Origin of the sequence: Paenibacillus sediminis, from assembly GCF_017873765.1 — a bacterium.
Classification (GTDB): domain Bacteria; phylum Bacillota; class Bacilli; order Paenibacillales; family Paenibacillaceae; genus Paenibacillus_AG; species Paenibacillus_AG sediminis.
Genome location: NZ_JAGGKP010000002.1, coordinates 282630 through 307781, shown reverse-complemented (window position 1 = coordinate 307781; position 25152 = coordinate 282630). Strand labels below are relative to the sequence as shown.

The 25152-nt window shown below is 42.3% G+C and carries 25 protein-coding genes; 20 read left to right on the top strand and 5 right to left on the bottom strand.

The window, feature by feature from the left end:
* Window positions 1-12: 12 nt before the first annotated feature.
* The 3 genes from rlmN to J2Z20_RS08545 all read left to right on the top strand — a co-directional run bounded on the left by rlmN (window position 13) and on the right by J2Z20_RS08545 (window position 3171).
* Window positions 13-1077, top strand: coding sequence for a dual-specificity RNA methyltransferase RlmN (gene rlmN, locus J2Z20_RS08555; RefSeq protein ID WP_209848126.1), 1065 nt, complete (start codon window positions 13-15; stop codon window positions 1075-1077).
* A 134-nt stretch (window positions 1078-1211) separates the two neighbouring features.
* Entirely contained in the window at window positions 1212-1787 is a 576-nt protein-coding gene (locus tag J2Z20_RS08550; protein ID WP_209848122.1) for a GNAT family N-acetyltransferase, read from the top strand.
* 88 nt (window positions 1788-1875) lie between these two features.
* Window positions 1876-3171 carry an MFS transporter gene (locus J2Z20_RS08545; RefSeq protein WP_209848119.1) on the top strand — a complete coding sequence of 432 codons (1296 nt, stop codon included), beginning with the start codon at window positions 1876-1878 and terminating at the stop codon, window positions 3169-3171.
* Between the two features lie 75 nt (window positions 3172-3246).
* On the opposite strand, the gene J2Z20_RS08540 is transcribed toward J2Z20_RS08545, so the two are convergent.
* The 3 genes from J2Z20_RS08540 to J2Z20_RS08530 all read right to left on the bottom strand — a co-directional run bounded on the left by J2Z20_RS08540 (window position 3247) and on the right by J2Z20_RS08530 (window position 6596).
* A complete protein-coding gene (locus tag J2Z20_RS08540) occupies window positions 3247-4356 on the bottom strand; it encodes a PRK06851 family protein (protein WP_209848116.1) in 1110 nt (369 codons plus the stop codon).
* Between the two features lie 159 nt (window positions 4357-4515).
* Window positions 4516-5361, bottom strand: a complete 846-nt coding sequence (locus tag J2Z20_RS08535; protein ID WP_209848114.1) for an aldo/keto reductase — start codon at window positions 5359-5361, stop codon at window positions 4516-4518.
* Window positions 5362-5384: 23 nt separating this feature from the next.
* A complete protein-coding gene (locus tag J2Z20_RS08530) occupies window positions 5385-6596 on the bottom strand; it encodes an MFS transporter (protein WP_209848111.1) in 1212 nt (403 codons plus the stop codon).
* Window positions 6597-6754: 158 nt separating this feature from the next.
* Here J2Z20_RS08530 and J2Z20_RS08525 point away from each other — a divergent pair, with 158 nt between their 5' ends.
* A complete protein-coding gene (locus J2Z20_RS08525; protein ID WP_209848108.1) occupies window positions 6755-7114 on the top strand; it encodes a winged helix-turn-helix transcriptional regulator in 360 nt (119 codons plus the stop codon).
* Window positions 7115-7179: 65 nt separating this feature from the next.
* Here the strand turns inward: J2Z20_RS08525 and J2Z20_RS08520 are convergent, their stop codons facing one another.
* Window positions 7180-7413: a hypothetical protein gene (locus J2Z20_RS08520; protein ID WP_209848105.1), complete on the bottom strand. Its 234-nt coding sequence runs from the start codon at window positions 7411-7413 to the stop codon at window positions 7180-7182.
* 490 nt (window positions 7414-7903) lie between these two features.
* On the opposite strand from J2Z20_RS08520, the gene J2Z20_RS08515 reads away from it, so the two are divergent.
* Together J2Z20_RS08515 and J2Z20_RS08510 are read left to right on the top strand one after the other, a co-directional pair.
* Window positions 7904-9325: an alanine/glycine:cation symporter family protein gene (locus J2Z20_RS08515; RefSeq protein ID WP_209848102.1), complete on the top strand. Its 1422-nt coding sequence runs from the start codon at window positions 7904-7906 to the stop codon at window positions 9323-9325.
* A gap of 34 nt (window positions 9326-9359) precedes the next feature.
* Window positions 9360-10328: a quinone oxidoreductase family protein gene (locus tag J2Z20_RS08510; protein WP_209848099.1), complete on the top strand. Its 969-nt coding sequence runs from the start codon at window positions 9360-9362 to the stop codon at window positions 10326-10328.
* 34 nt (window positions 10329-10362) lie between these two features.
* Here J2Z20_RS08510 and J2Z20_RS08505 read toward each other — a convergent pair whose 3' ends face one another.
* Window positions 10363-11451, bottom strand: a complete 1089-nt coding sequence (locus tag J2Z20_RS08505) for a CotH kinase family protein (protein WP_280921743.1) — start codon at window positions 11449-11451, stop codon at window positions 10363-10365.
* 773 nt (window positions 11452-12224) lie between these two features.
* Here J2Z20_RS08505 and J2Z20_RS08500 point away from each other — a divergent pair.
* From J2Z20_RS08500 to J2Z20_RS08435, 14 genes are all read left to right on the top strand, one after another.
* Entirely contained in the window at window positions 12225-12785 is a 561-nt protein-coding gene (locus J2Z20_RS08500; protein WP_209848096.1) for a hypothetical protein, read from the top strand.
* A gap of 49 nt (window positions 12786-12834) precedes the next feature.
* Window positions 12835-13821, top strand: a complete 987-nt coding sequence (locus J2Z20_RS08495; protein WP_209848093.1) for a hypothetical protein — start codon at window positions 12835-12837, stop codon at window positions 13819-13821.
* Window positions 13822-13845: 24 nt separating this feature from the next.
* Entirely contained in the window at window positions 13846-14028 is a 183-nt protein-coding gene (locus tag J2Z20_RS08490; protein WP_209848090.1) for a hypothetical protein, read from the top strand.
* Window positions 14021-15349, top strand: coding sequence for an arsenic transporter (locus J2Z20_RS08485; protein ID WP_209848087.1), 1329 nt, complete (start codon window positions 14021-14023; stop codon window positions 15347-15349). Before J2Z20_RS08490 ends, J2Z20_RS08485 begins: the two co-directional genes overlap by 8 nt.
* 26 nt (window positions 15350-15375) lie before the next feature.
* Complete coding sequence (locus J2Z20_RS08480; RefSeq protein WP_209848084.1) at window positions 15376-16056, top strand: DUF2642 domain-containing protein; 681 nt, start codon at window positions 15376-15378, stop codon at window positions 16054-16056.
* A gap of 268 nt (window positions 16057-16324) precedes the next feature.
* Complete coding sequence (fdhA, locus tag J2Z20_RS08475; RefSeq protein ID WP_209848081.1) at window positions 16325-17542, top strand: formaldehyde dehydrogenase, glutathione-independent; 1218 nt, start codon at window positions 16325-16327, stop codon at window positions 17540-17542.
* A gap of 217 nt (window positions 17543-17759) precedes the next feature.
* Window positions 17760-18110: a hypothetical protein gene (locus J2Z20_RS08470; RefSeq protein ID WP_209848078.1), complete on the top strand. Its 351-nt coding sequence runs from the start codon at window positions 17760-17762 to the stop codon at window positions 18108-18110.
* A 557-nt stretch (window positions 18111-18667) separates the two neighbouring features.
* Window positions 18668-19768, top strand: a complete 1101-nt coding sequence (locus J2Z20_RS08465; RefSeq protein WP_209848075.1) for an ABC transporter substrate-binding protein — start codon at window positions 18668-18670, stop codon at window positions 19766-19768.
* Entirely contained in the window at window positions 19758-20588 is an 831-nt protein-coding gene (locus tag J2Z20_RS08460; protein WP_209848071.1) for an alkaline phosphatase family protein, read from the top strand. Before J2Z20_RS08465 ends, J2Z20_RS08460 begins: the two co-directional genes overlap by 11 nt.
* 39 nt (window positions 20589-20627) lie before the next feature.
* On the top strand, window positions 20628-21473 hold the full coding sequence (locus tag J2Z20_RS08455) for an ABC transporter permease (protein ID WP_209848068.1): 846 nt from the start codon (window positions 20628-20630) through the stop codon (window positions 21471-21473).
* Window positions 21470-22255 carry an ABC transporter permease gene (locus tag J2Z20_RS08450; protein ID WP_415640007.1) on the top strand — a complete coding sequence of 262 codons (786 nt, stop codon included), beginning with the start codon at window positions 21470-21472 and terminating at the stop codon, window positions 22253-22255. Before J2Z20_RS08455 ends, J2Z20_RS08450 begins: the two co-directional genes overlap by 4 nt.
* The gene (locus tag J2Z20_RS08445) at window positions 22252-23256 is read left to right on the top strand and encodes an ABC transporter ATP-binding protein (RefSeq protein ID WP_209848065.1); all 1005 of its coding nucleotides are present in this window, start codon (window positions 22252-22254) and stop codon (window positions 23254-23256) included. The genes J2Z20_RS08450 and J2Z20_RS08445 overlap by 4 nt, the downstream gene beginning before the upstream one ends.
* On the top strand, window positions 23253-24041 hold the full coding sequence (locus J2Z20_RS08440) for a DeoR/GlpR family DNA-binding transcription regulator (RefSeq protein ID WP_209848061.1): 789 nt from the start codon (window positions 23253-23255) through the stop codon (window positions 24039-24041). Before J2Z20_RS08445 ends, J2Z20_RS08440 begins: the two co-directional genes overlap by 4 nt.
* Before the next feature lie 4 nt (window positions 24042-24045).
* Window positions 24046-25044 carry a histidinol phosphate phosphatase domain-containing protein gene (locus J2Z20_RS08435; protein WP_209848059.1) on the top strand — a complete coding sequence of 333 codons (999 nt, stop codon included), beginning with the start codon at window positions 24046-24048 and terminating at the stop codon, window positions 25042-25044.
* Window positions 25045-25152 lie beyond the last annotated feature (108 nt).

The following is a 25152-nucleotide window of genomic DNA, read 5'->3' as shown; positions in this document are numbered from 1 at the left end:
AGAGGACTACGAATGAATAATAAAGCTTCTATATATGGACTAACACTTGACCAACTGGCGGCGTGGCTTGAGGAACGCGGTCATAAAAAGTCACGGGCCGCACAGGTCTGGGACTACCTTTATCGGAAGCGGGTAGCGGGCTTCCCGGAGATGACCGATGTCAATCAGGATTGCGTTCAATTGCTTTCCGATCACTTTGCGATCGAAACGATGAGCGAATATGTTAAACAAGAATCCGTGGATGGAACGATTAAGTTTCTGTTCAAGCTGCAGGATGGCAATCTGATCGAGACCGTATTAATGCGCCATAAATTCGGTTTGTCGGTTTGTGTTACTACCCAAGTAGGATGCAACATCGGATGCAGTTTTTGTGCGAGCGGGCTGCTGAAGAAGAGTCGTGATTTATTAAGCGGCGAAATTGTGGAGCAAATCATGAAGGTTCAGCTCCATCTAGACAAAGCGGGCAAAGGTGAAAGAGTAAGTCATATTGTTGTGATGGGTATTGGCGAGCCGTTTGATAATTTTGAGAATATGGCAAACTTCATACGGGTTGTTAAAGATCATAAAGGATTGGCTATTGGTCCAAGACATATTACCGTATCGACAAGCGGTCTTGCTGACAAAATTGTTGAATTCGCGGATTCCGATTTAGGAGTGAACCTGGCGATCTCCTTGCATGCGCCAAACAACGAGCTTCGAACACGGATCATGAAAATCAACCGTGCCATTCCGCTTGAGAAATTAATGCCAGCGATCGATTACTATTTGAACAAAACAAATCGCCGGATTACACTCGAATATATCCTTCTGAAGGATGTCAATGACCGTAAGGAGCATGCACTGGAGCTTGCTGAGCTGATCGGTACGAGACGCGATCTCGTAAATGTGAACTTGATTCCATACAATCCTGTCGATGAACATAGTCAATATCAGAGAAGCGAGCAGGCTTCGATCCTGGCGTTCTATGACACGCTCAAAAAACAAGACGTTAGCGTCAGCGTTCGTCTGGAGCACGGAACCGATATCGATGCTGCCTGCGGACAGCTGCGAAGCAAACAAATCAAAAAAGCACAATAAATAACCCTTTGATAGGTTAAAGGCGTATCCATGTATATGGGTACGCCTTTTTAATTTGATAACAGTTACTTGAGTTAGCAGTTTTATTTATGATAGCATATTGGAAATATATGGACATATAGGAGGGGCAGAGTATGAGCATTAATCCGATTTTAATATCATTTCCCGAGGAGTTTGAGACGAATCGTCTAATCATTCGTGCCCCGCAGTGGGGAGACGGAGCGATCATTAATGAAGCCATTCGGGAAAGTGTAGATGAACTGCGTCCTTGGTTGCCGTTTGCAAGAACGGTACCTTCAGTGGATGAGTCGGAAGCCTATGTAAGGAAAGCGAGACTTGATTTCTTAGCACGGACGGATCTCGTTTTGCATTTATTTGATAAGCATACAGGGGAGTTTGTAGGAAGCAGCGGACTTCATCGCATTAATTGGGATATACGTCATTTTGAAATTGGATATTGGGTTAGAACATCCAGATCGGGTCAGGGCTATATGACAGAAGCAGTGAACGGGATTACGAATTTTGCAATCACTCATTTAGAAGCGAACCGGATCGAAATACGCTGCAACAGCCGTAACATATCCAGCACCAGGGTCGCCAAACGAGCAGGGTATACGCTGGAAGGGGTGCTGCGAAGTATCAGCCGAGAAGAAACAGGCGAATTGGCGAATATCAATATTTTCTCGAAGGTTAGGGGCTACGAATTCTGAGCAAGGGGTTCTTGGTATCAGAGTACTTGGATGAATGTTCAAATGCATATATTGATAGAAAGCTCTGCCATGTGGAGGAGAATGATCAATGAGAGAAAAGCATTTGAATTCACCAGTAGGATATGCCATGGGTATGCTGGCCATGATGATCCCTGTGCAGGCCTTTAGTAGTTATTACAGTTATTATTACGTAGAGAAGCTTGGTCTAGCCGTCGGTCTTGCTACCTTAGCTCGAACCATTTATTTAATATGGGATGCGCTCGATCAACCGATATTTGGCTATCTCTCGGACATGACAAGAACCCGCTTTGGAAGGCGCAGGCCATGGATTATTGCTGCCATGCCGTTATTTATTTGCAGTTTCGTGATGGTGTTCGCTGTTCCTGAAGGAATAGAAGGTATGCAACTATTTACATGGTTTCTTATTGCGTTAATGCTGTATGAAACGGTATCTACTGTGCTGTGGGTAAATTACGGTGCCTTGTTTCCAGAGCTGTTCAGGGGTGACAGGCCTCGTGCCAAAGCTTCGGCGATACAACAAGTTTTTCAAATTATTGCTCTCCTCATTGCTTCCGCATTGACGCCTATCCTATTTACCGCGTATGGGTTCCGTAATATGGCCTTGTTGTTCGGTCTCGCTTTCGCTTTGTTTATGTCGATTTGCATGTTGTATGTAAGGGAAAAGGAGGACATTCATCAGGAAGCGCCTCTTAAATTTATGGAGGCATTCCGCGAAACGCTTAAAAACAAGGAGTTTTGGATATTTAATATTGCCAATTCATTCGCCCAAACAGTAAACGGACTTCTCGGTTCTATCATTCCTTTCTATGCCAAGTACGTTTTGAAAGTGCCCGAATCACAGGTATCTATTCTTCTTGCATCCATTTTTGTTTCCGTTATTCCGCTTGTGGCAGTGTGGTATTGGGTTGTCCGCAAGCTTGGAGGGGTAAAGGGATGGCGTCTTGCTCTCGCCTTCTATGGGCTTTCGGTTATTCCGTTATGGTTTGCCAAAGATCTTGGCAGCGGTATTGCAGCGGGTGCGATTGCAGGTTTCGGACTTTCAGGTTTTCTTGTTACACCTGCCGTAATTAGCGGACAAATTATCGACCGTGATACTTTAAAAACTGGACGCAGAAGGGAAGGGATATATACGGCCGTCGCCGGGTTTATTACCCGTTCCAGCGGACTCATTTCGGCGCTTTCCTTTTGGATTGTCGGCATGCTGTTCGGCTATGTCAGCGGCACCAATCCTGGACCTAACCCAGAAGCGACTTTTAAAATTTTGGTCAGTGCCGTGCCTTTCAGTCTGCTGATGGTATCCTTCGTGATCTCAATGTTTCTCAGGATTCCACCGAATGATCAAAAGAAAGCAGATCTTGAGTGAAGAAAGACGCGTGTTTAATGATAAGGACTTCTGCAAGAATACTGCAGAAGTCCTTATTTGCGGTCACCCGGGAGGTTAAGCTTCTTGCCGAGTGTGGGTTATTAAATGATTGAGTTCACTTTGCAGCTCTCTATACAAATGATTGACAAAGGTGAAATCTGTAATGGCCATGTAATGTGATTTAATGCGGGAATCAATCTCTTGTGCTTCGCCTAAGTATGAAGTGGCTTCTTTCATTTTCTGTGAATATCTTTGCTGAATATGCAGGATATCAGAGGCAAACCGCTCATCGGTTCCCGGCTGTACAGCGAGCTCATACATATCGACGATGTGGTCGCCGGTTCTGTTCGGGAAATATTCATGAGGCGCAGTGCTGTCGAAGATAGCGAGGCTAAGCTCTGGAAAGATCAGCATGTCAAGGCTGTTTGGGTCGAAGCCGCAGTGGAAGACTTGAACGTCAAAACCTCTTGCCTCGGCAGTGGCGGCGATCCGTTTGAGCATGGTTGATTTGCCGGAACCGGGACGGCCTTTGATGAAGATCCGCTTCTCGAGGTCTGCCGTCAGCGTCTGGATATGGTCAACGGCTCCTCTTGGTGTGGCAGCTCCGAAAAAGAGGTGGCGAACAATGGATTCTTTATCCAGCGTATAGTTGCCGAACAAAGAATTGATAAGCTCCTGACCGACTTGGTTCGCTTCATGGAAATCCATTTGGTCGATGTATATGCTCTCCCATTCATCATGGATTCGCAGTGCTGTGGCAAATGTGTCGTAGGCTTTCGAATAAGACTCTACAAGCAAGCTGTGTAAAGCTTCAAGCTCCTTCTGAGTATTTTCGGACAATTGATTCATATCGACCGCTCCACCCAAATCAATACGGACGATCTCTACATCGCTCAGGGACGATAAGCCCTCGCAATATTGCCCATCGGCAATACCGATGTTCAGATCGGTATTGATGACAGCATCAATCTCATCGGGGTTTATGGGGGAATGGAACAGATTGACGTTACACCCTTGACCCAGCATTTCATCCGCTAAACGGCTCATCATGGTTGATTTTCCGGTTCCTGGGAATCCTTCGAGTAAGAATAGTTTGTTCAATCCTTGAAATGCCGAATCATATAGAAAGTGAACGCCGCGCGCGGTATTGCCGCGTGCAAAATAGTGACGGTCTTTTCCGATCATAGAACACACTCCTTTTCACAATGCTCTAACCCATCATATTCAGGAAGAATGAATAGGGTGTTTGCCTACGTTGAATTATGTATGTATGCAAAAAAAAACAAGGCGCCGATCCCTTTCATGAGCTAAAAGGAATGGCGCCTTGTTTCACATCACTTCTATTTAGAAATCAAAATTGTCTGGATCTGGACCAACACGGTGATTCTGATTCAATTCGTCAATGCGGGCAACCTCTTCATTTGTTAATTCAAAGTCAAACACAGAGGCATTTTCGATAATTCGATGCTCTTTAGTCGATTTCGGGATTGTTACGACACCATGCTGCAAGTCCCAGCGAAGAATGACTTGAGCAACGGATTTACCGTGTTTGTCGGCAATTTCTTTGAGAACTGGGTTATCCAGTAGTTGGCCCTGCATAAGCGGGGACCAAGCCTCCATTTGAATGCCTTGTTCTTTACAGAATGCGAGCAATTCGGTTTGAGTTAAATATGGATGGTACTCAACTTGATTAACCATCGGTTTAATTTCGGCATCTTTCATGACGTCTTCAAGATGATGGATTTGGAAGTTGCTTACTCCAATTGCCTTTACGCGGCCTTCTTTATATAACGTCTCCAGCGCTCTCCAAGCCTGTTTATATTTACCTTTTACCGGCCAGTGAATAAGGTATAAATCGAGATAATCCAAGCCAAGCTTATTCAAGCTTGTCTCATAGGCTGCGAGTGTGGATTCGTATCCAAGATCAGCATTCCATACTTTCGAGGTCACGAAGAGGTCTTCTCTAGAAAGTTTATTTTCAGTCAGTGCTTCGTGAATCGCTTGTCCGACGCTCTTCTCATTCTCGTAAATAGCAGCAGTATCGATACTCCGATAACCGTGTTTGATGGCTGCTTTTACGGCCTTTACGAGCTCAGAGCCTTCTTCTACTTTAAAGACACCGATTCCAAACCAAGGCATTTTAACGCCATTGTGTAACGTGGTAGTATCTTGCAAATTTATTGCTGTCATCGAAATTCCCTCCCAGTGGTGAATTATTGATATACATGTTTGGTATTGCGGGCGGCTTCGTCTTTATTTTCCAGAGCACGACTCCAAGCTGCCAAAATGACGGCTCCCAGAACCATTAATGCACCGACCCATGGTGTCTGGCGTAGACCGATTGAGTCGGTAATGATGCCGCCCAAATATGCGCCAAGCGCAATGCCCGCATTAAATGCGGCAATGTTGAGAGCTGAGGCTACATCTACTGCCTTCGGTGCAAAGCGTTCAGCGAGCATAACGACGTACACTTGCAGTCCTGGCACGTTCATGAAGGCTAACAATCCCATAAAGAAGATGGTAAATAAGCCAGCTGCTTTATACGGAGCGGTGAACGTTAACAGGAAGAGCACAATGGCTTGTAATGCAAACATGAAGAGCAAAGCCGTTATCGGTTTGCGGTTGGCAGCTTTTCCTCCAATGACATTGCCGATCGCAATTGCGATTCCGTATAAAAGCAGAATAACGGCTACCGTCTTTTCTTGAAATCCGGTTATATCGTGGAGAAGCGGAGATAAATAAGTGTATACAACAAACGTTCCGCCGTACCCCAGTGCCGTAATCGCAAATGCAAGCAGCAATCGTCCATTCGTAACGAGCTGAAGATGATCACGAAGCTCTGTTGTAGTTCCTTTTCGCAAATTAGAAGGTACCAACAAAATATTAGCGATAAAAGCCAAGACACCGACTAGGGCAATAGCTATAAACGCAGCTCGCCAACTTAGTTGTTGTCCCATGAAAGTACCTAGAGGAACTCCTGTAACGGTCGCTATGGTAAGCCCTGAGAACATAATTGATATGGCGCTGGCCCTACGGTTCTCAGGTACGAGATCCGCTGCAATCGTCGATGCAATCGACATAAATACACCGTGTGACAACGCGGAAATGACGCGTGCAATCAATAGTAAGGCAATCCCATGCGCAGCGGCGGCAAGGCTATTGCCTGCGATAAATACGATCATAATCCATAGTAGCAATGATTTGCGTGACACTTTGGAAGTGAGTGATGTTAGAATAGGGGCTCCAAAGGTAACCCCCAAAGCATATAAAGTAACCGTGAGTCCGGCTGTTGTGACTGATATTTGTAAGTCATCAGCGATTAGAGGGAGCAGTCCCACACTGATAAATTCGGTTGTTCCAATAGCAAAGGAGCTTACCGCTAACGCAAGGAGCGCCAAAGTACTTCTTTTTTTATCCAACAGCATTCTTTCCACTCCTATTGTATGGTAATCACCGGCCGGTACATGTTATTATGGATTATCCAAACACAAATGAACAGTACGTACTTTTTAGTACTATAGGTACTGAAAAGTACCATAAGCACTGAAAAGTACCTATAACACGTTTCGGAGGGATATCCGTTATGGCCAAGAAATATAACATTTCAGTAGAGGCGACTCTAGAAGTGATCGGAGGCAAATGGAAATGCGTCATTCTATGTCATTTAACGCATGGGAAGATGCGTACGAGCGATCTAAAGCGTGTCATGCCTAATATTACGCAAAAAATGCTAACACAGCAGTTAAGAGAATTAGAACAGGATGGCATTGTAAATCGGATTAGCTACAATCAAGTACCGCCAAAAGTAGAGTATGAGCTCAGCGAATATGGATGGAGCTTGAAATCGATATTAGACGCCCTATGTGCTTGGGGAGAAAATCATATCATTAGAGAATACGGCGATAAATACGCGGTTCTAGAGGATAATATATTAAATAAATAACAAAGGACCAGGTCCTTCAAAAAAACGCTAAGCCTGCATCTACTCGCAAGCTTAGCGTTTTTGCTTTATTTCTCAATTTTCCCCGTATCCACAACTTCAAAGTCGCTTCCTTTAATGTTACTTAGGTTGTGCAAATCGTCATCGTCCCATTTCGGATTCGGTGCACCGCTGATGTACAGATTGCTGCCGTTATCAGCGACGATCATGCCGTATTTTTTCAGCGCACGGAGAATGGCTTGATTCGTCTTGGAGAAGCCGGAAATATCGAAATCTGCCCTGAGCCGAAGTCTTAGTCCCATTGGCGGGAGATCTGGATTGGTACTGCTCGAAGCGTAGTGAATGGCAGGGGCAATAAAGCCTTTTTGTGTCTTTTGAACAGTGAACCGAAGCGCGTGATTAATTTCTCCTGAGGCTGCTTCCTCATAACGAACGAGTCCGGGGAAGATGGGCAGCCCCGCCGCATCCGCTGACGTCCAGCCTTTTGGTCTCAGCGTATTCGATGTAAGATCATAATTTTATATTCCAAATGGATACCAGACCATAGGCAGTGAACCCATTTTGAATGCCCTAAAACAGATGGTTGTATGTAAAAAATTCCCGTCTAAAAGACGGCAGAATTTAATGATATAATCTTGTTTTCGGAGGCATGCGGTTGTTTCTAAAGATGGAAATTATTTTAGTAAATGTAATAAAAACGGGGCACAATTTTATAGACGTGAGTTTATTTTGGCCGCATGTAGAAGAAAAAAACATCTAAGTGTAAAGCATAATTCTAAAGGGGGATATTAGATGCAACAAATTCTGCAAAATGGGATCGAACTATTTAACGATTTTCTCTGGTCCAAACTGCTCATTATTTTGCTTGTTACCTGCGGTCTGTATTTCACGTTCAGAACGAAATTTATGCAAGTCCGTATGATTAGAGAAATGCTGCGGGTGCTCAGAGAATCGAAAAGCGGTTCTAAAGACAGCATTTCACCTTTTCAAGCGTTCGCCATTAGTATGGCGGCCCGCGTCGGGACAGGTAATATTACAGGAATTGCGATTGCCATTGCATTAGGTGGTCCTGGAGCGGTGTTCTGGATGTGGATCCTTGCGATAATCGGTTCCGCTTCAAGCTTTATTGAAAGCACTTTAGCACAAGTGTACAAAGTTAAAGATGAAAGCGGTTTTCGCGGCGGTCCGGCGTATTATATGGAGAAGGGCCTTGGCAAGCGGTGGATGGGAGCTTTGTTTGCCGTATTAATTACTTTATCGTTCGGTCTTGTATTTAACGCCGTACAATCGAACACGATTACGATCGCTTTCCAAAATTCATTTGGCACAAATCGTCTCATCATCGGCTTAGTGATGGCGCTCGTTTTTGCAGTCATTATCTTCGGCGGTGTGAAACGTGTTGCGAAAATGTCCGAGTATATCGTTATTTTTATGGCCGTATTATACATTGGTATAGCTGTGTTTATCGTGCTCGCCAATATCGGTAAATTACCTGGAGTGCTATCTCTCATTGTGAAAAATGCTTTTGGTTTCGAACAAGTGGCAGGAGGAACGCTTGGAGCCGCGCTCATGAACGGCGTGAAAAGAGGTTTGTTCTCGAATGAAGCGGGGATGGGCAGTGCACCTAATGCCGCTGCAACGGCAACAACAAGTCACCCTGCAAAACAAGGTCTAATTCAGGCATTCGGCGTGCTTACCGATACACTTGTTATTTGTACAAGTACAGCAATGATTATTTTACTGTCAGGGATTTATAATCAGCCAGGACTTGATGGCATCAAGCTTACACAGGCGGCATTAAGTGTGCACATTGGCTCTTGGGCATCCGGTTTTCTCGCGATTATGGTCTTCCTGTTTGCGTTTAGTACGTTGATTGGAAATTACTATTACGGAGAAACGAATATTGAATTTCTAAAATCGAATAAAGCTTGGATATTCGTCTACCGAGTTGCTGTGATCATCATGGTTATATTCGGCTCTGTATCAAAAGTTCAATTGGTATGGGATTTAGCTGATTTATTTATGGGCTTTATGGTTGTAGTCAACTTGATCGCCATTTTCTTATTGTCAAAAGTAGCCTTTGCTGCGCTTGATGATTACGTTAAGCAGAAAAAAGCAGGAAAAGACCCTGTCTTCTATAAAAACAGCATTCATGGTCTGAAGAACATTGAAGCTTGGGAAGATTCTCCGTCAACTGCGGATCGGACAAGATAACGAATACATTTAGCGGAACAATTGGGGGTAGACAATGAAAGCCTTGATTTTTGAACAGTTTGGCGGCCCTGAGGTTCTCCTTTATGCAGATGTTCCAGACCCGAGCCTTGAACCGGGAACAGTTCTGGTTGAAATGAAAGCGATCGGGATGAATTTTGCGGATATTTACCGAAGAAGGGGTTACTATCATTTGGCCGGCAAACCGCCTTACATTTTAGGATACGAGGGAGCCGGGGTTGTACAGCAGGTGGCACCTGATGTTGACAACATTAAAATAGGAGACAGAGTCGCATTTGCGGATGTGCCCTTCGCAAATGCCGAGCTGGTTCGTGTACCTGTAGACCGTGCTGTACCGCTGCCTCAGGATATAACCTTTGAACAGGCATCTGCCGTTCTGCTTCAGGGGATGACTGCGCATTATTTAGTTCATGACAGCTATGTGGTTCGTCCGGGAGATGATGTTCTGGTGCATGCAGCGGCAGGCGGTGTCGGACAGCTCTTAACACAGTTATGTAAGAGCAAGGGGGCAAGGGTCATTGGATTGACCTCCTCGGATGCGAAGCGCGAATCTGCGCTGAAGGCAGGAGCGGACGAAGTCGTACTCTACGACAGCAACTGGGTGAAAGAAGCAGTTCGATTTGCTAGAGACGGCCAAGGAGTAAATGTCGCGTACGATTCCGTAGGTTCGACGTTGCTGGATAGCTTCGCCGCAGTCAGAACGAAGGGCACCGTTGTATTCTACGGAATGGCTGGAGGGGATCCGCCGCATGTCGATCCTCGTATGCTCATGGACACTTCTAAAACATTGACCGGCGGTGACCTGTGGAACCATGTAACTACCCGCAGTAACCGGATAGAGAGGTCGGAGGCGCTGTTCGAAGCGATAAGACAAGGACGTTTGCGCTTAGAAGAACCGAAGCGGTACTCGCTAAGCGAGGGCGCGGAAGCCCACCGGTTACTCGAGAGCAGAACTCATACAGGGAAAGTTCTATTAATCCCTTAACAGAAAATGAGCCCCTATATTCATATACAGGGGCTCATTTTAATTCGACTAATCGATCTAGAAGATACCTTCTGCGGTTGTGAATGAAATGGATAATATAATCCGCCTCAGAGTCAAACTTCTGTATATCTTTATTTATATAAGGATCGAGAAGGATATATGGACGAATCATGCTTTGCAGGGATAAGATGTGAGATTCTAAATATGAAGGAGTAAACTTGGTTTCTAAAATATTTTCAAGCATTGTTCTGTACTGTAAACGGAACTCATCAACGTCCAGCAAGCGGGAAGTCAACGTATTATATCCTTGGATCGGAACATAGTCATACTCCATCACTCGTCCGTGTATATCTCTTCCCCAAGTTGCGTCGTAATCCCAAGGAATAATCTCGAACAGACCTGATTGTCCGTTTCTGTAGAGGGCGTAATTCTGGATAAAACCATCGTAATTTTGCGTACATACAATGCCAATCAACCACAGAATATATTTATTCACGTCAATAAGGCGGGAAATTTCATGCTTGAAATCGGACCGAGGGACCGTATTAATGTTATAAATGAGCTCTCGAATGAAATGGTAATCTTCCTGATTGCCAACCTTCACTCTGTAACCTGCCTCAAGAGACGTTTTCACCTTTTTGTACGGTGTAATTAAAGAAAAGTTAGCATCATCATTCGTTGCGTAAAAAATGTGCCCACTCGGCAAATTTCTTTGGTGCAGAAACAGATCATCTACAGACTCTAGCTGTAAATAGAGTCCTGCAGTAGAACCGTTGAGTTTCAATAAGATGTACTCCGCGTTTGGGGCTAAATTTCCGATCTCCTTAAAGAAATCGAAAGAAAGCTTACTGCGGATCATCGACGGGTCCATATATTCAGCATTTAAGTGATGCTCTCTTCTTCCCATAAATAATTGGGGAGATCTGAAGGTAAGATGAAATGATTTTTTCTTTTGTTTGCGAATGTGGTAGCCTCGATACTGAATGCCGATGTAATATTCCTTTGAGTTCACTTTCAGCTTAGCTGGGACAGGGTCATCCCTCCAGATGTCGCTTCTGAGATTTTTGTAGTGTTTATTGTTAATAACAATATGATACGTGGGGATTTCTTTGGGCAGTTCCAACACTAGAATCAACCTTTACTTTTTTTGTTTATAATATGCTTCCACAAATTTTTCGTGACTTTGCCTAAACCAACAGTCATTTACCCGCATAAAATATCTTACTCTCACTTTGAGGGGAATACGATAAAGAGGTGATTTTGTTGGTAGCCCTTACTGAGAAGGCGATTAAAGAACTGGTTGATGAAACGATGGGTACTGATTTAGAGAAATTTTTAAATCAAAATCCAAAGGGGCCTGAGGCACGAAAGAGCTCTGGAGGATCTAAAGGTTCTAGAGGCTCAGGAGGATCCAGAGGTTCGCATCGCTCGCGTGGCTCAAGAGGTTCAGGAGGCTCAGGAGGCTCAAGAGGTTCCAGAGGTTCGCGTCGCTCGCGTGGCTCAAGAGGTTCTAGAGGCTCGGGAGGTTCCAGAGGTTCGCGTCGCTCGCGTGGCTCAGGAGGTTCAGGGGGCTCTGGAGGATCCAGAGGTTCGCGTCGCTCGCGTGGCTCAAGAGGTTCAGGGGGCTCTGGAGGATCCAGAGGTTCCAGACGCTAAGGCTCAAAAGGTTCAAGCTCTAGAAGAAAGAGAGACAGGAGAAATAAGGCTTTCCCTACACAGATGATGTGCGGGGAGGGCCTTTTATTTTTATTTTCTATGCAAATCATGCAAATACCTAGAAAGAGAGACAAAAGCGGAAAGCTGAAGAAAACTGGTTGTATGTACCATGCACAAGAGTTAAGTAGGTAATATACATGAATTGTAACCTAATAACCAAAAGGAGAGGGATTAGACTCTATGGATAAAGAAAATCTAGGCTTATTGGTAGGTAGAGTAATTCGGATCGACCGGGGTGGACCTGAGTCTAAACAAGGTAAACTACTCTGCGTGAAAAATGATCACATCGTAATTAGTGTTGAAAATGAAGGTATCGTTTACACCAAGCTAGATCATGTAAAAAGTTTAACTATGGATGCTAGTGACTTTTCCGATATTACGACAGAGGCTGCAAGTGAAGAACAACAGACACAACCTAAGTACGTTGATGCAGAAGATTTTCATACGGTTATGAAAAACTTGAAATATCGCTGGGTACAGGTCAATCGCGGGGGACCAGAGAAGCTTGAAGGCGTGTTGATTGAGGTTACGTCCGATGAATTAACGATGGTTGTAGGTAATGAGGTGGTTCATGTATTGCCTTTCCATATTCGCAGTATTAGCTTCGGTAAGGCAAAAAATGATAATGATAACAACAAAGATAAGGGAAATGAAGATGGAAATAACAAAGACAACAAGGACAATAAAGACAATAAAGACAGCAAAGATAACAAAGATAACAAAGACAAGAAAAGAGATTAGTGAAACAACTGAGAACGCCTTGCTATCATGATGGGAAGGAGGAAACGGTGTGCAGCCCGCAACATCAGAAGTCTTCAAGCAGCTGGTTGAACAAGTGGTATGTATTAATCGAAATGGACCTGAACTCAAAAAAGGTAGGCTCATTGCCGTTAAAGATGACCACCTGGTCTTGTTAACCGATGAACAATATTGTTATTATCAGACGCAGCACATTAAAAGTGTAACTGTTAATAGTATTGTTCAGCCTTCCTCCTCCATTGTTCCTTACCCGCATCGGACACACCACTTGGATGGTATTAACTTTAATGACGTTCTTCAGAAGATGGTCTATAGATCGGTTCAAATTAACCAGGGCGGTCCGGAATATATAGATGGAGTCTTAACGGGCGTATTAAATAACCATATTATTCTTGTTCAAGGGTTCCAAATTATTAGAGTAGCTACTTTTCACATTAAGAATGTCAGTTTTAATCTCAGATCTCAAAACACTAAGCAGCAAAGCAACGATAAAGCTGTAAAAGCATCTTCAGAAGGGGATGAGATCATAACTACCAAGGATGTTCCGTCTAATGAAGTGAAGGATGAAACGCCTATTCAAGAGAATGAATTGGTAATAGTGAAGACAGTATCTTCGGCCGTAACAGCAGAAGACAGCGAAACAGATGATGTGGAAGAGAAGCCAAGTCTCGAAGTGAACGATCAGGCGTATGAAGTTACGACTCATGCTTTTAGCGAAAATGAAAATGAAGATGGAGATTTGAAATTACTCGATCTTTCATCACAGGAACAGAATGACGTAGATCAGCCATCTGAATTACCTCTCTCCAATAGATCACCGCCGAAAAAAAGGAAAAATAAACCGATTAAATCAACAGTAAGTACCGGCAGATCAGCAATAAGTCATAGAAGAAAATCATTGAAAGAGAAACAAGAAACAAAAGTAATTGCAAAAAACAAAAAACATCTACTTCCCCAAAAATACATTTTCAAATCCGTCTGGTTGTCCCCAATGCTGCGGAACCAATTTACTCGATGATCACATGAAAGGTGGGGAAATATTGTGATCTCCATTCTCTCTTTAATAATAAGCGGATTTTTGTTGTATTTGCTGCTTAAACCTGTTGGTCAAGAACCCGAACATTTTCTGAAGAATCAGCCTCAAGTATTTATATCAAATGCAGATACATTAACCGACGATTCTGATATTAAAGATGTACAAAGTACGGCGAAGCCAGATGAGTAATATAGAGCTGCCCCTAATGATTGCTATTTTCGCCCTTACGGTGTTTTTTATCATGTGGAGGCCGTACGGCATCAATGAATCTATTCCTACCTCTATAGCGGCATGTATTATTCTTCTATTAGGCATTGTTCCATTAAGGGATGTTTTCAGTATATTTGAAATCGTAAGCGGCGCCTCCATCACGATTCTATCCACCATTGTTATGTCTATTGTATTAGAGAGCATAGGTTTCTTTCAGTGGGCAGCAGTGAATTTGTCAATAAAGGCAAGAGGTTCTGGCACAGTACTGTTTTGGTATATTAATTTGCTTTGTTTTTCAATGACGTTATTTTTCAACAATGACGGAAGTATTCTCATTACGACACCTATCATCATTAGGACGCTTTCATTGCTTCGATTTAAGCCTCATCAACAGGTTCCATATCTCATCTCAGGTGCACTAGTAGCAACTGCGGCTAGTGCACCCATTGGGGTCAGCAACTTAGCCAATCTTATTGCTCTGGAAATCGTCGGGCTGGATTTAAACTCCTACGCAGCAATGATGTTTGTTCCCTCCATGTTAGGTGTCGCGTGCATCGCTGTATCGCTATTTTTCTTCTTTAGGAAAGACATTTCGATTGATATTTCCAGATATGGAAGAATGGCACATCCATTGGCACCCAAGCCTAGTAGAGACACAACTATTGATTGGAAGATGTTCAGAATATGCATCGTTATTGTTGTGTTGACTCGAATTAGCTTTTTTGTACTTACACCGCTTGGCGTACCGACGGAATGGCCGGCTGTAGTCGGAGCCCTTGTGCTCATTATTATAAGATGGTACAAGAAAAAGATTGGAATTATGGATGTGTTGAAGAAGAGTCCGTGGCATATTCTATTGTTTGCTTTTGGTATGTATGTCATCATCTATGGACTTCACAATGTTGGAATGACGGCGATTATTATCAATCAGTTGGGAGTTCATATCGCGAAGGATCCATTGTTTGCCATTCTTATTATGGGCTTGTTGCTCACCATTCTCTCAAATGTTTGCAATAATCTTCCCTCGATAATGATTGGAACTTTGGCTATTAAAGAAATGGGATTGAATCTTCATACGATGCAAGTGGCCTATTTAGGAAATGTAATCGGGTCAGATATAGGTTCTTTAATATTGCCGATGGGGACGCTTGCTACACTGCTTTGGATTCATACACTAAGGCAGTACCGTATACCGATGGATTGGGTCAAATATTTAAGAGTAACGTTGCTGGTCGTTCCGATCAGTCTAGTCATAAGTCTGCTCGGATTATATTTTTGGACAACGTACTTTGTATTTTAAATTATCGAATGGGAGGTAAATTGTAGATGAACTTCTTAAGTTCCATCATGGGTAAGAACATTGAGTTGGAACTATCCGGTCAAATAGAACGGCTAGGAGTCTTAATCGATTGTGGTCCGGATGTCGTCGTCATTTTCGATGGCACAAATTACCTATATATCCCATTCCGACATATACGTAATATCAGGCCTTCTATGAAATCATTGCAACAAATGGTTCAAATGCCTGAGGAGCGAGCTAATCGGTCAACTGAGAACGAATTGTCATACCAAGAGGTTTTAAGAGAATCTAAGGAGATGCTCTTGCAAATTTTTCTCTCTGGCAGCCAATCCATTTACGGATATGTCACTGAGGTGTTCGACAACTATTTTGTCTATTTCTCTACTGTACACAGAACGCTGCTTATCCCGATTTTCCATTTGAAATGGTTGATTCCTTACCCTCATATTGCAATGCCTTATTCCTTGAAAAAGGAGACTTTACCGGTTAACACCACTCATATGAAGTTAGGCAATACTTTTGAAGAACAGCTGAAAAATATGGAGGGGGAAATCGTCGTGTTTGATGGGGGGAGTCACCCCGATAAAGTTGGTTTACTTAAAAGTGTCCAAAACCACATAGCAGAAGTGATTACAGCAGATCAAAAACCATTTTACTGGAATATTGAACATATAAAAATGGTTCGTTTATCTAATATATACAAATGAATAGGTGCTAGAAATGCCTTCTGAGTTCAGTTCAGCGGGCATTTTTTAATGTTGTGCCAAAAAATTCATGTAACATCAATTTAATAATAAATTTTGGCATATCGGGCGTTGTGGGGACGTATAGTGGTTATGCGTCGTCCATTAGAACGCACAATTTTACCAATAGATGGCCATCTCTAATTGAAAGCGTTTTATTTACACGGAGTGGTTCTTTTACTGGGAAATTGTAACTAGCAGTTCAAATTTCAAGGCAAAGGAGAGAGGGTGCATGTCAGGGAATCGAGCGGTTGCTTATGTAGGACCTGGAAAGGTGGAGGTTCGGGATATTAGTTACCCTGAATTAATTTTGCGGGATGGACCGGGTGTTAACCCGCTGAACGTCGGCAGAAAATGTGATCATGGCGTCATTTTGAAGGTGGTTACGACAAATATTTGCGGCAGTGACCAACATATGGTGAGAGGTCGTACGACGGCTCCGAGCGGATTAGTATTAGGGCATGAGATTACCGGAGAGGTGATTGAAGTCGGCCGTGATGTGGAGTTTATTAAAAAGGGAGATCTCGTCTCCGTTCCGTTTAATATTGCATGTGGTCGTTGTCGGAACTGTAAAGAGCGCAACACGCATGTTTGTGTGAATGTCAATCCAGATCGCCCTGGCTCTGCATATGGTTATGTGGATATGGGTGGCTGGGTTGGAGGACAGTCGGAATACGTCATGGTACCTTATGCTGACTTCCAATTGCTTAAATTCCCAGATAAAGATCAGGCGATGGAGAAAATTCTTGATTTGACGATGCTCTCGGATATATTCCCTACGGGATATCACGGCGCGGTCAGTGCAGGCGTCAAGCCTGGTACGACGGTTTATGTTGCAGGCGCTGGTCCTGTCGGTTTGGCTGCGGCCCATTCTGCTCAGTTGCTCGGTGCAGCTGTGGTCATTGTAGGTGACTTGAACAGCGAAAGATTAGCACAAGCTAGAAGCTTTGGCTGCGAAACTGTAAATTTACGTGAGCATGCCAATTTAGCGGAGCAAATTGAACAAATATTAGGAGTGCCTGAAGTGGACTGTGCCATTGACTGCGTAGGTTTTGAAGCACACGGTCATGGCCACAATCATGGAGAGGCGCCTGCGACAGTGCTTAATTCTATTATGGAAGTGACACGGGCAGCCGGAAGACTTGGTATTCCTGGCCTATATGTAACTGGAGACCCAGGTGCTGTTGATGCAGATGCAAAAGTCGGAACTTTAAAAATACGTATTGGTTTAGGCTGGGCCAAAGCACATACTTTTGTAACTGGGCAAACACCAGTGATGCAATATCATCGTGATTTGATGATGTCCATCCTCAGCGGAAGAGCACAAATCGCAAAAGCGGTCAATGCGACTTTGATATCGCTCGATCAAGCGCCTGCTGCATACACTGAGTTCGACCAAGGCGCTTCGAAAAAGTTTGTTATCGACCCTCATAACCTAGTCAAAAGATAAAAAAATATATTTGGAATAACATGTAAAAAGGGATGCATCAGTGGCATCCTTTTTTCTGTATTATTTTTCCTTAAATTTAATAAATCCGTTCTAACTTAATTTTTTTCAGTGTTCCTAGTGTTTGATTTGTAAAAACAGCTAGTCTATGACCAAAATATAACATTTTTATATAATATGCCGATAAATGAAATAAGCGTCTTTTTAGGAGGTATGACAAATGGCTATCAAAGCTACAGATGGAAATGGAAAGTTCACTGCGGATTATGCTGCTTACACGAAGCTTGTTATTGCAAATCGTGTACAGAGTCAAGTCACCGGAAACGGATATGACAACAAGGAATCCATGAGCTTTGAACAATTTATGGATGCGATCCATAAGGATCAAGCAGTCAATCACAATTACACGCGTCCTGTTTCTGCTGAGGAAGTTAGAAACAATCAGATATATGAACAGCACAACGGTACAGACTGTTTTGCAAGGCAACGGTTTCTCACGATTTCAAGAGCTTATGAGCTGGGCTTAGTCGATAGTAACGGTATACTCATTTCTTCGGTTGAAATGAAATAATCTATAAGTGAAGTGAATCTCCTGCAGATTGCAGGGGATTTTTTTATATATCTTCCCTAAGTTAAAAAGAGTCTACTGCTCTGTTAGTTTTATTGAAAAGGGCTGTACACATGGCAGAATTAATCTTTAAATTAAGATATTATACGGTTCAATTTTGAATTTAAGATAAAGGATTGATTTAGATGACTCACTATAAACGGCTCTGAGCTTTTCCCAGTCGGTGATATTCGCGTAAGCAACTACCTTCCGCTGCGAAGTAATCTTCAGCGCATGAGTCCCTTTTTGTTTATGGACCACGGTCCTCGTATGAATTTTCCGCCCATTTCAGGGAAAGGGAGAACAGATCGAATACTGATCTATATCTTAAATAGCATCTATCATGTAGCGTCCTCTGATCTGGGTAATGCATGTCCAATAATTACAATTCACGATTGCGTCACTGTAATCTTTACATATGTTTTACATTTGTTTGATACTTTTTTTACTTTGTTTCTGTATCATTTTATTTGTAAAACAAATTAAAACAAACAAAAACAAAACACAGGAGGTTCGTTCCCATGAAAATAAGTAAATTGTTGAAAATGGCAACGGTTGGTGTTCTATCTCTATCTATTATTGCTGGATGTTCTAGCAAGCAAGAGGCTTCTTCTTCTAATTCAGTAGACTATAACAAGCTTTCGGTTGAAGAAATAACGAAGAAGGCTAAGGAAGAAGGCCAACTGAATTCAGTAGGTATGCCGGATGCATGGGCAAACTGGAAAGGTACGTGGGAAGATCTCCAGACCAAATACGGAATTAAACATTCAGATACTGATATGTCCAGTGCAGAGGAGTTAGCGAAATTTGAATCCGAAAAGGATAATGCAACAGCAGATATCGGGGATGTCGGTATAGCGTTTGGTCCATTAGCTAAGGAAAAAGACTTAACGCTCGCTTACAAAACGTCTCATTGGGACGATATTCCGAAATGGGCAAAGGATAATGACGGTCATTGGGTATTAGGATATACGGGGTCAATTGCTTTCATTACGGATAAAAACAATGTAAAAAACAGTCCGAAATCATGGAAAGATCTTGAAAGCGGAAATTATAAAGTAACCGTTGGTGACGTATTAAAAGCGAACCAAGCCCAGTTTGCTGTATTGGCTGCTGCTTATGCTAATGGCGGCAATGAGAAAAATATTCAGCCAGGTATCGACTTCTTTAATAAATTAGCGAAGCAAGGTCGTCTGCGTACAACAGATCCAAGTCTGACGGCACTAGAAAAAGGCGAAGTAGATGTAGCGATTGTTTGGGATTTCAATGCTCTTGGTTATCGTGATCAAATTGATAAAAATCGCTTTGATATCGTTATTCCACAAGATGGATCTGTTATGTCTGGATACACAACAGTAATTAACAAGTATGCTAAGCATCCTTATGCGGCAATGCTGGCGCGTGAATATATTTTATCGGATGAAGGGCAAGCGAACCTGGCTCGCGGATATGCACGTCCTATTCGTGAGAATGTTAAATTGCCAGAAGACGCAAAGGCTAAGCTTCTTCCAAATGAAATGTACAAAAACGTTCATCCTGTGTCTGATATGAAAACATGGGAAGAGACGACTAAGAAATTGATGCAATTATGGCAAGAGCAGGTGTTAACGAATGTCAAATAAACTAATTTTTATAATGATTGATGGCTTACGTTACGACACCGCGGTATCTCAAATGGGGTATATGCATCACCTTATTGAACAAGGAAAAGCGGCCAGATATAAGGTGAAGTCAGAATTACCGAGCCTATCACGTCCGCTCTATGAAGTTCTATTAACGGGTACGCCAGCTTATCAAAATGGAATTACATCCAATCAGACCGTTCGATTGTCAAAAGAGGAAAGTTTGTTTCATTTAACCAAAAAAAATGGACTAAGTAATGCGACAGCATCTTATTACTGGGTTAGCGAACTGTACAACTCAGCCCCCTTTAATGTACTGACAGATCGGATCCAACTCGATGATTCCAAACCGATTGAGCGAGGCATCTTCTATTGGGAGGATCATTATCCGGATAGTCATTTGTTTGCAGATGCTAATTATCTTCTTCAAAAGTATACGCCAGATTTCTTATACGTACATTCAATGAATGTAGATGATGATGGTCATAAATTTACAGCCGATTCAGCCGGATATCGGAATCGAGCTATCGCCATTGATATCGTTCTAGCGAATATCATTCCACATTGGCTCGAGGCTGGTTATCAGATTATCGTAACAGCTGACCATGGTATGAATAACGATGGACAGCATGGAGGTACAACTTCTGCAGATCGAGACGTGCCGTTATTTATTATCAGTGATAGAGTGACGGCTGGAGTATATGAAGAAATCATCCCTCAACTACAGATTGCGCCTTTAGCATGTGAGCTGTTAAATATTAAACCATCTGCGGCCATGCAATCATTAGTTATTCCTGGATTAACAAAGGCGTCTTCTTAAATAGAAGACGCCCTTTCCACTTTGAAAGGAGCTGTCAAGTTGAAACGTATAAATGGGATGCTCTTCGTTAGCATCATTCCGTTTTTTATACTTATAGCTTTGTTTTTGTTCATCCCTTTATTCTCAATGATTTATGCAAGTTTTCAAGGCGATGGGGGAACAGGATTTACATTTAATCAGTATGCGGAAATCTTTCAAAATTTTTATTATCATCAAGCTTTTAAAAACAGCATTATGATTTCCCTGCTGTCCAGTTTAATAGCTATGGTAATGGCTATATTCGCTGCCTATTCGATTACTCTTTTCTCTAAAAACATTCAAGATCGAATATTAATATTCGCCAATTTGACATCAAATTTTGCAGGCATTCCATTAGCGTTTGCTTTCATTGTTTTACTTGGAAACAGCGGTTTATTTACGTTGCTCTTTCGAGCGTGGGGATGGGAGACACTAAGTTCATTTAATTTATATTCTTGGTCGGGGTTGATTTTGATTTATGTGTATTTTCAACTGCCGCTCGCTGTAATGCTGCTCTATCCAGTGTACCAAGGTGTTCAAGCGGGGTGGAAGGAAGCGGCTTCACTCCTCGGAGCTTCGTCGTTACAGTTCTGGGTAAGGATCGGTGCGCCAGTCATGCTGCCAAGTGTGGCAGGTACCTTCAGCATTTTGTTTGCCAATGCCATGGGAGCATATGCATCAGCCTATGCATTAACAGGTAGTACTTATAATCTTGTAACGATTCGAGTCGGAGCTTTGACGACTGGAGATATTTTTGCCAGACCTGAACTAGGCAGTGCGTTAGCAGTCTTATTAGGCTTAACGTTAATCATTGCTATGTTCATAAATGAGTGGTTAACCCGTAAGGTTCGGAGGGATTTATTGTGAAACGGCCACTTTATCATTATTTCATGATTGGCGCTGTCGTTTTGTATTTATTTGTGCCTATATTGGCGACGCTTATTTATTCATTTGCGACACAGTGGCACAAGACCATACTTCCCGAGGGGTTAACCTTGGGCTGGTATCGTGATTTATTCGGAGATGTGCGGTTTTTAGAGGCATTAGGTCGATCGCTTCTATTATCGTTTAGTGCAACCGCGTTAGGATTGGTTGTGATGGTTCCCACCATCTTCTCAATCGTATTATACGCGCCTAAGCTCGAGAAATTTATTCAAATGCTCATTGTTATGACGTATGCCATGCCTGGGGTCATTATTGCAGTAGGTTTGATAAGAGCCTATTCTGGCAGTAGGATTCCTATGATACTGGTCACTGTAGGTGCTTACTTCGTGGGTATCCTTCCTTATATGTATCAAGGGACACGCAACAGCTTACGTAATATTCATGCCGAGTCGTTAATGGAAGCCGCCGAAATGTTAGGGGCAAGTCGGTTTACTGCTTTTTCTAAGGTAATTATACCTAACATTTTGTCAGGAATTATCGTCTCATCTCTGCTTTCCTTCTCTATTTTATTTGGGGAATTTGTATTAGTGAACTTGTTGGCAGGTGGACATTTTGAGACGATCCAAACTTACCTTTATCAAAAGCTAAATACAAGCGGCCATATCGCGAGCGCGATCGTCGTGTGTTATTTCTTATTAATATGTGTTCTATCTACCATTATTGTAAGAGTGACTCGTTCGAAAAAAGGGGGCGGTGGAAGATGAGTTATGTAACGATTGAAAATATAAATAAGTCGTTTAATGATCAACAAGTACTGCACAATCTAAACCTTGCTTTTGAGGAAGGTGAGTTCGTCACCTTGTTAGGTCCAAGTGGTTGCGGTAAAAGTACACTATTACGTATATTGGCAGGATTAACAACCCCAGAGGCAGGAATTATCAAGATCGACGGCAAAGATGTAACAAACGTGAAGCCGAAAGATCGTAAAGTGGGAATGGTTTTTCAATCCTATGCCCTCTTTCCGAACATGACAGTAGAAGAAAATATCGCATTCGGATTAAAGATGCAAAAGATGAACAAAGAAGTAATTGCAAAAAAAGTGTCGCGTATGATTGAACTTGTTGAGCTAAAAGGCAAAGAAAAAGCATATCCGCGTGAGTTATCTGGAGGTCAACAACAACGTGTTGCATTGGCGCGTTCGCTCGTAACCGAGCCGAAAGTGCTGTTGCTTGATGAACCGTTAAGCGCACTTGATGCACAAATTCGGAAAAACTTGCAAAAGCTTCTTCGTTCCCTTCAGCAAGAATTGAACATGACAACGGTTCTTGTTACACACGACCAGGAAGAGGCGATGGCCGTTAGTGATCGTATTTACATTTTAAATGCAGGTCACATTGCACAAGAGGGTAAGCCTCATGACATTTATACTCGACCAGCTAACGAATTTGTGGCACGGTTTATAGGCAATTATAATGTCTTAACTAAAAAACAAATTTCATTGTTGATAAAGGATGAATCGCAATTTACACACGATTTATATGCGGTACGTCCAGAAGCATTCGGTTCGGAATTCATTATGGACGGCTACAAAATCTCGGGTAAAGTTCAGAACATTATGCCGCTTGGAAATATTACACGTTACGAGATCGTATCTGGCGGAGTAGCGGTTACAGTAGAACACTTGCACAAGTCCTATGAAAAATTGCAAGAGAATGAACTCAAAACTTTGTATATCAATAAAGAGGATGTGATTCCACTGACATGAGTGTATTGTCAACGGAACGACAAGAGTATATTTTAGAACAGCTGGAGAAAGAAGATCGGATTTTAGTAGCAAATCTTGCAAAGAGTTTAGGAGTTACCCCTGAAACCATTAGACGCGATTTAGATATCCTTGAAAAAGAGAAGAAACTAAAACGAGTGCATGGTGGTGCTGTAAAATACCATCAAACCAATAACGAGCCTCATTTTGAGAAAAAAATGAATTTGAACTATGATGCCAAGGTAGCAATTGGCAATAAAGCAGCGGAGTACATTCAAGACGGAGATACGGTCATGATTGATGTTGGTACGACTAACATCCATTTAGCAAATGCTATACGTGCCGTACGTGGAGTCACTATTGTCACCAATTCACTTGCTGCGGCGGAAGTATTAAATAATCGATTGGAAAATAAGGAGTTTGAAGGCAAGGTCATTGTCCTTGGTGGAGTTACGAATCCAGCACAGAAATCAATTGTAGGCGCATTGACATGCAAAATGCTGAAAGATTTTAGATTCGATAAAGTGTTTCTTTCTTGTGGAGGCGTTACTGCTGAGGGAGTAACCGATTATGACTTGGAAGAATCTAATGTTTCGACGGCTATGATTGAGCGAGCGAATCAGGTATTTCTGATGGCTGATTCTTCAAAGCTAGGCTATGAATCTTTTTATCGAATTTGTTCGATTTCAACTATAGATTACATGATTTGTGATCAAGATATGCCAAGTAAGTGGAGAGAACAGCAATTGGATACGATGTTACAATGGATTATTGCAAAGGATGTGTAACAGCATGAAAGTGGATTATCATTTACATTTGGAAGAAGGGCCATATTCATTAAGGTGGTTAGATCGCACGAATATTTCGTTAGATCATTTTCATCCTATTCAGGATGAGAAACATACGCTAGAATGGCTTAACAAAAGTATGGAGCGATTGATGCTTCGTATGCAAAAAGGAGCTTATGATCCTTCTTGGATCGACTTGTATTTAGAAGAAGCGAAGAGAAAAGGATTAAATGAAGTCGGAATTGTAGACCATTTATATCGTTTTAAAGAAACGCGTTCTTATTTTGAAAAATATTTGGAGTTGAGTGATACAGACATTGGAAGAAAACAGCGAATTTGGCTAGACCAAGTGATGACTGAATCTATAGATGATTTCGTTCTTGCCATTACAGAAGCGAAGAAACGTTGGAAAGCAGAAGGGATCACACTCCGGCTTGGCATTGAAGCTGACTATTTTCCAGGTGGTGAAGAAGAATTAAAAGAGCTTCTTGGGGAAGTGGAGTGGGATTATGTTATTGGTTCAGTTCACTATATGTACGGTTGGGGCTTTGACAATCCCGATACCCAAGAGCATTTTAAACAATATCAATTGCTGGATTTGTATGATGATTTCTTTAAAGTCGTCGAGAGTGCAATTCGAAGTAACATGTTTAATTTCGTGGCACATTTAGATAATTTGAAAGTATTTAACTATCGTCCCGATGAAAACTTGCTTCTTCCTTTTTATCAAAGAATCGCAAGAGCATTAGTAGAGACAAACACGGCAACAGAAATAAATGCAGGGTTATTTTATCGTTATCCCGTCAAGGAAATGTGCCCAAGTCCTACATTTCTAGATGTCTTAATTAAAGAAGGGGTCAAGTTTACAACCTCTTCGGATTCTCATTTCCCCGATGACATTGGAGCTTATATCGATATCAACACAACAACACTCCTAGAAAAAGGGATCACGGAAATTGCTACATTTGAGAAGAGAAATAGAATCATGAAGCCATTAGGATAAGTCTGATTATGAATAGCAACTTCACATCAAGACAGCACGGATAACCTAACCATAAATCTAGACAAACTTTCATAATGAAGTAAATGCCGCTTTCTCAATTCGAGAAAG

Excerpts from the sequence above, each read along its gene's own strand:
- J2Z20_RS08470 (WP_209848078.1), top strand. The coding sequence starts at position 17,760 with ATGGCTATCAAAGCTACAGATGGAAATGGAAAGTTCACTGCGGATTAT.
- J2Z20_RS08540 (WP_209848116.1), bottom strand. The coding sequence starts at position 4,356 with ATGATCGGAAAAGACCGTCACTATTTTGCACGCGGCAATACCGCGCGC.
- J2Z20_RS08480 (WP_209848084.1), top strand. The coding sequence starts at position 15,376 with ATGAACTTCTTAAGTTCCATCATGGGTAAGAACATTGAGTTGGAACTA.
- J2Z20_RS08515 (WP_209848102.1), top strand. The coding sequence starts at position 7,904 with ATGCAACAAATTCTGCAAAATGGGATCGAACTATTTAACGATTTTCTC.
- J2Z20_RS08460 (WP_209848071.1), top strand. The coding sequence starts at position 19,758 with ATGTCAAATAAACTAATTTTTATAATGATTGATGGCTTACGTTACGAC.
- J2Z20_RS08525 (WP_209848108.1), top strand. The coding sequence starts at position 6,755 with ATGGCCAAGAAATATAACATTTCAGTAGAGGCGACTCTAGAAGTGATC.
- J2Z20_RS08530 (WP_209848111.1), bottom strand. The coding sequence starts at position 6,596 with ATGCTGTTGGATAAAAAAAGAAGTACTTTGGCGCTCCTTGCGTTAGCG.
- fdhA (WP_209848081.1), top strand. The coding sequence starts at position 16,325 with ATGTCAGGGAATCGAGCGGTTGCTTATGTAGGACCTGGAAAGGTGGAG.
- J2Z20_RS08465 (WP_209848075.1), top strand. The coding sequence starts at position 18,668 with ATGAAAATAAGTAAATTGTTGAAAATGGCAACGGTTGGTGTTCTATCT.
- J2Z20_RS08535 (WP_209848114.1), bottom strand. The coding sequence starts at position 5,361 with ATGACAGCAATAAATTTGCAAGATACTACCACGTTACACAATGGCGTT.
- J2Z20_RS08500 (WP_209848096.1), top strand. The coding sequence starts at position 12,225 with ATGGATAAAGAAAATCTAGGCTTATTGGTAGGTAGAGTAATTCGGATC.
- J2Z20_RS08435 (WP_209848059.1), top strand. The coding sequence starts at position 24,046 with ATGAAAGTGGATTATCATTTACATTTGGAAGAAGGGCCATATTCATTA.
- J2Z20_RS08520 (WP_209848105.1), bottom strand. The coding sequence starts at position 7,413 with ATGGGACTAAGACTTCGGCTCAGGGCAGATTTCGATATTTCCGGCTTC.
- J2Z20_RS08440 (WP_209848061.1), top strand. The coding sequence starts at position 23,253 with ATGAGTGTATTGTCAACGGAACGACAAGAGTATATTTTAGAACAGCTG.
- J2Z20_RS08550 (WP_209848122.1), top strand. The coding sequence starts at position 1,212 with ATGAGCATTAATCCGATTTTAATATCATTTCCCGAGGAGTTTGAGACG.
- J2Z20_RS08510 (WP_209848099.1), top strand. The coding sequence starts at position 9,360 with ATGAAAGCCTTGATTTTTGAACAGTTTGGCGGCCCTGAGGTTCTCCTT.
- J2Z20_RS08485 (WP_209848087.1), top strand. The coding sequence starts at position 14,021 with ATGAGTAATATAGAGCTGCCCCTAATGATTGCTATTTTCGCCCTTACG.
- rlmN (WP_209848126.1), top strand. The coding sequence starts at position 13 with ATGAATAATAAAGCTTCTATATATGGACTAACACTTGACCAACTGGCG.
- J2Z20_RS08545 (WP_209848119.1), top strand. The coding sequence starts at position 1,876 with ATGAGAGAAAAGCATTTGAATTCACCAGTAGGATATGCCATGGGTATG.
- J2Z20_RS08445 (WP_209848065.1), top strand. The coding sequence starts at position 22,252 with ATGAGTTATGTAACGATTGAAAATATAAATAAGTCGTTTAATGATCAA.